This is a genomic window from Cupriavidus sp. UYPR2.512, assembly GCF_000379565.1.
GTDB lineage: Bacteria > Pseudomonadota > Gammaproteobacteria > Burkholderiales > Burkholderiaceae > Cupriavidus.
On the sequence record NZ_KB902935.1, the window covers coordinates 1 to 5,259 of the forward strand.

General features: G+C 59.7%; 4 protein-coding genes and 1 tRNA gene. 3 read left to right on the top strand and 2 right to left on the bottom strand.

Going from position 1 to position 5,259, the window contains the following annotated elements:
- Positions 1-321: 321 nt before the first annotated feature.
- Complete coding sequence (locus A3A5_RS0112210) at positions 322-708, bottom strand: hypothetical protein (protein ID WP_018310854.1); 387 nt, start codon at positions 706-708, stop codon at positions 322-324.
- 420 nt (positions 709-1,128) lie between these two features.
- Between A3A5_RS0112210 and A3A5_RS38350 the strand changes: the two genes are divergently transcribed.
- The 3 genes from A3A5_RS38350 (at position 1,129) to A3A5_RS0112230 (ending at position 4,902) form a co-directional block, all read left to right on the top strand.
- Positions 1,129-1,851: a metallophosphoesterase gene (locus tag A3A5_RS38350; protein WP_018310855.1), complete on the top strand. Its 723-nt coding sequence runs from the start codon at positions 1,129-1,131 to the stop codon at positions 1,849-1,851.
- Between the two features lie 835 nt (positions 1,852-2,686).
- Positions 2,687-4,513, top strand: a complete 1,827-nt coding sequence (locus A3A5_RS0112220) for a DnaJ C-terminal domain-containing protein (protein WP_018310856.1) — start codon at positions 2,687-2,689, stop codon at positions 4,511-4,513.
- A 303-nt stretch (positions 4,514-4,816) separates the two neighbouring features.
- Positions 4,817-4,902 (top strand) — tRNA-Ile (locus A3A5_RS0112230).
- 161 nt (positions 4,903-5,063) lie between these two features.
- Here the strand turns inward: A3A5_RS0112230 and A3A5_RS41355 are convergent.
- The coding region (locus A3A5_RS41355; protein ID WP_369797773.1) for a hypothetical protein at positions 5,064-5,259 on the bottom strand (196 nt) is incomplete at its 5' end.

Here is a 5,259-nt window from a genome sequence, read left to right on the forward strand (position 1 = left end):
GGCGCTGACGGGTTCAGCGCCCGCCAGGGCGCGAACGGCCATCATCTTGCGGTCGCAGCCAGCCGGTTTTACGGAAACAGGGCAGACGGATGAAGTCATGGGGACGCCGAAATTAAAGTGGGCCACATTATCCCGCACTTTCATTTCTGCCCTGCCTGTGTAACGCCGGGATGAACCACGCCATCTTGAGGCATGGTAGCTGCTGCCACGACGACGGGCAATCCGCGAGCGGGTAACCATGTCTATATGCGAGATAAGCGTTATCCCTAACGTGCCGAATCAGGGCGCGACATCATGGCGCTGATGTGTTTGGACTTCCGGTCACTCCGTCCACACAGCATCGACATCCCTCGTGAGATGTCCAGCGAGGATGTAGTCCCCGAGCTTTTCCGCTTTTCCCTCCAGGCGCTCCAAGTCAGCCGCTGGCAGCAGGGTGAGCTCAAATTGGCAGTAAAGATTGCGCTGACGGAACGTCAATTTTGGACGACTCAGTCCCGCAACCAATGCCGCAACCAATGCCGCGGGCGAGCTGACGGCAATACTCTCATGGGTGCGATACTGGACACGTTTGCCAAGCTTTTCGCCCAGCCTGCCAAGTTCAATCGCATCCTGCCATCCTGACTCGTAGTCCAAATCCACGACCGTGACGCCTTCTGTTTCCAGAAGCTTGAGTGCTTCGCCTTTGGTCGCAGCCAAAGCTATCGCCATTGCCGCCTCCCTGCTGGTAGGACGCTGTGGCGATTCGCTCGCTTCTCCGGTCCGGATTCATGTTGCAAAGCAACATTGTAAGCGGGGGCGGTTGACTTCGTCAGGTCTTGTCTTCTGGCGTGCGGCTTTGACTGAAGAACCTATACTGGATGGCTGCAGTCTTGCGTGGCGCAGTCGCGGTTACGCATTCCACAGCCTCCTGATCAGGTAAATGGTGATCATTCAAAGAGAACCCGGGTACCAGAGGAATGCCGAGCGGAGCTTGCACCATTCGTCAAGTGCGACTCCACAAGGCCATACGGGGTGCGATCGCCCACATCGTAGCCGAGATGCGTGGCGGCGCTTACCCCGCCAGCTGCCCACGGTCATCTCATCGATTTGACTGTTCCACTCAAACCAACTCACCTATTCGAACGACCGATGTTTGAAGGCCATGTATTCATTTGCGGCGACCCTCATGGCGAGTTCGGCCCGCTGATCGAAAGCGTCCACCGTCACCGCCCCGCGGCGGTAGTGCTCGCTGGCGACATCCAGGCCAGGCGCCCACTGGATGATGAGCTCGCCAGCATCCTTCCCCTGACGCAGGTGTGGTGGATTCCCGGCAATCACGACACCGACAGCGATGCCGACTACGACAACCTGTTCGGTTCGGGCCTGGCCGACCGGAACCTGGATGGGCGGGTGGTCACGATCGCAGGCCTTCGGATTGCCGGGTTAGGGGAAATTTTTCGCGGCCAGGTCTGGATGCCGCCGGAAACCTCGCGCGTAGAGAGCGAGTTTGACTATCTTGCCAAATGTGGAACGGGGAACTACTGGCGGGGCGGTCTGCCGCGGCGTCATCGCAGCACGATCTTCCCGCAGACGTACAACGCGCTATTGAATCAGCATGCGGATGTCCTGGTCAGCCACGAGGCTCCGGCTTGTCACCCACACGGATTCGAGGCGATTGACACGCTCATCGAAGCAATGAGAGTGAAACGCGCTTTCCACGGCCATCACCATGAATCCACGGTTTATCCGAGCACAGGACCGTGCCAATTCTTCGGTCTCGGTGCGTGCGCGGTGGCCACGATCGACGGAGACTTCTTGTACGGCTCCCCGCCTTGTCCGGATCAAGACGAAACAGGCTCGATCGGCGGTTGAGGTTCGCTGGCAGCTCTATTGGGCGCCAGCGGACGGGGCAAACGACCGGCGCGCTTCCGGATTGCGCACGAGGGTCAGACCGCCCGCAAGTCGGCATGACACCCGCAGATCCGGGGGACGATCGCGCATGCGGCGACTGCCCTCGGAAAGTTGGACGCGCCGGTTGCCAGATAGTAGCGCGACAAAAAAACAGCTCTCGATCCGATGGAGGAGAGCCGCAGAACGTCCAAGAAGAAATCGGGCAACACCTTTCGGCGCCGACCACACTCCGGATCCGCAAGCTTGCCGTTGTCGGCAATCCATCCTTCGCCGTGCTGTTCATTTGTTCGCAAAAATGAACCCGCGCTCACCAGGGGAGGGGCGCGGGTGGTAGCAGGCCTACCTGAGCAGGATACGGCGATATAAACATCACGCAATACAGGATTAGGAGCCATTTTTCCCAGCAGTTCTTTTGCCAGCCGAGAAAATTGTCACGCAGCGAGCAGACAATTGAACGAGGGGCGGCGGATCCGCCGATTCGATGTGGTCTTGAGCGCAAGGCGTTGCCCTTTAAGTCAGATGCGTTGCTCGGCGGGGGGAACTCACAAGCGCTGCGCACGTTAAAGGCGGGGTAGAGCGTTGAAAGCGGGACGCATGAGGCGAACTAATCATGCGCGCACACGGAGTTGAACCCGCGATCCAAGAGTCTGATTAAGTGGCGCAATCGTTACATATTTCCTTGTGCGTCCGCCGTGATGAACCGGTAGTGGTATCTTTTGTGCCGGTCCGCCTTCTCGATTGCCGAAGCACAGTCCCGGCCCGCAGACCATGAGCGAGGTGAATCTAATAGCCGGTGATGATCGACTACTACTGCACTCTCGGCGTTTCGCCTAGCGCGACCGAGGCGGAGATCCGAGCGGCCTACAGGCGGCTCGCGATGAAATTTCATCCCGACCGACAGCACGGCAAGTCTGCCCTGGAAAAGAAGCAAGCCGAGGAGAAATTCAAGGAGATCGAGAGGGCTAACCGCATCCTTGGCGACGCCCACAAGCGCGCGGAGTACGACCTAGGCAATGGCGCGACCCGTAGCGGGAATCCGTGGTGGACCGGGTCGGACGAAGGCGACTCTAATTTCGAAGACCTCTTTCGCCAGCAGTTTCACAAGAGCCAGCGGAGGCGCCGTCAATCCAGACCACCGCCGGTACGAGGCGAGGACATCCGCTGCAAGGCGTCGATCGACGCTGACACGGCGATCCGTGGTGGCCAGGCAACCATCGCAGTCAAAGTTGAAGACACATGCCCATATTGCAGGGGTTCAGGTGAAACCGACTCGCCCGTAGCCTGTGAAAAGTGCGACGGTGACGGGTGGCATCCTTCAGCGGATGGTTGGGGGCAGCGTACGTGTAGCAAATGCAAGGGGTCGGGGGTGGATTGGCGCTGCAGCGCGTGCAAAGGGAAAGGTACTCTCAAACAGACCAAGCACTTCAACATCGAGGTGCCGCCGAACACGCCGGCCAGTCGCATCCTGCGTGCCGTCGGTGGCGGCATGCCCGGGGAGTTCGGTGGCGCGGCCGGGGACCTGCTCTGCGAAATCCGGGTAGTGAAGTCCGGATCGACATACCTGAAGGGTCTCGACGTCCACTGCGAGGTGAAGATGGATTGCATCACGGCATGGCTCGGAGGCAAAACCACCATCGATATCGTGGGACGGACGTATGAGGTTGAAGTGCCACCGAATACGGGCAGTGGCAAGTCGTTGCGCTTTGCCGGCAAAGGCTTACGCGATGCCAAGACTGGCCGGACGGGAGACGCCATCGCGAAGGTGGTCTTGACTCTTCCGAAGGGGCCGTTCGACGAAGAGCAGCTCGATCACCTACGCCGGTTTGCCGGCCGCGAACCGCTCATCAAGCCGCGGCCGGCAGCGCCTGCGAAGAAGGAATCAACACAAGAGCGTCCGACGAGGCCCGCTCACTCACCCGAGCGGGCCCGCGAAGTGGCTCACGACTTTGCGAGTGCGAAGGAGGCCAAAGAGCAAACGAGTGCTTCATATGGGCGTGGCAAATTCCAATGCGGCGGCTTCCAAATACGCCATCTGGAGCGCTTGGAGTCGGAGCAGTACGTCATTGCACGACAGCGCTTTGCGGAATGGGAGGCCGCCTGGCGCGCTGAAGATCTGGGGGAGACCCGCCCAGGCCGCGCCGCGGACAAGCGGATGGAACTGAAGCGAACCGAAACCGAGATTTCCGCCTACGCACCCGGGAATGCCCCACAGATTCTGGTTCAGTTGTTGGAGGCGTTCCGCAGCGCGGGCTTCGCGGAGAAGATCTCCGTGATAGGGAACTACGCAATCCTTGTTTATGCGTCCGCCGCAGGCTACAGCATCGAGGATGCCGTCAGACTCGGGCTATACAACAAGCGTGTTCAGTTCATTACAGCGAAGCCCATCGGGGAGGCGGTCATCCTGCACGCACTCCAGGCAGTGGACCCGACCTTCATACTCGCCCCCAAGATGGAGGCCTGCGTGCGAGGGCGAAACGAAGTCGGATTCGTTGTCGATATCATCGGCGCGGTGCAAGGGAACACGCCGGAAACGACGCTGGCCACCACGATTGCGGATGACAGCGGGGCAGCCATGTCATATGGGATCACCAAGCTCCTGTGTGGAGGTCGGGTAAGCAGATAGTCTTTACCAAAACGGGAGTTATGGAGCGCCTGACAGCGATCTCTCCAGAGTCGTTCTGTTTGTTCAAGGGATGGATTGCCGCCCAGCCAGGGGTGCCTGAGGAGAAGCGCAAGTTCTGCCAGAGCTTGTCGGCGCTGGCAGCCAACCTCGGCGACGGCCTCGGACTTAGCCTCTGAGTTCGGCAGTAGTTGGCAGATGCGAAGGTGGAAATCGTTCCTCTGGCCGAAATCTGCGGGTGGTCCGACGGAAATCGAGAAGCGGCAATGGCGACTGTGCGAACTTCAGGGTAAGATCTCGCGCACAGGGCCGGACGCCGTGTTGGTTGCAGGCAGCGGACTCATAATCCGCCGGAATTCCCACCGTGGGTTCGAACCCCACCCGGCCCACCAAGCTTGCTCTTAACGGTTTGCGCAGCGACCGTCTGTACGCCACCGCAGCGCACCTGCAATCTCACGCCGGCGCTGACCGCCAGTGGTGAGGCCCTGGTGCACGCGTTCACGCTCGCCGGCGGTGATCGGTAGCTTAGGAACGTGCTCGAAATAACTTCCCGCTATGCGGCGTTCCGTGAGCGGATGCTGTAGTTCCACGCAGGCAAGGTTGAGTCGTACTCGATGTTCAGTGAAGCACGGACGCAACGAGTGACTGTCCGTCCGGCTTCATAGACTCCGTCAAGAATGTCAGCAGTAACTTTCAGTCCGGTTTTTGTGCAGGCTTTTTCGATCAGTTCACGAACCAGACTAACGCTG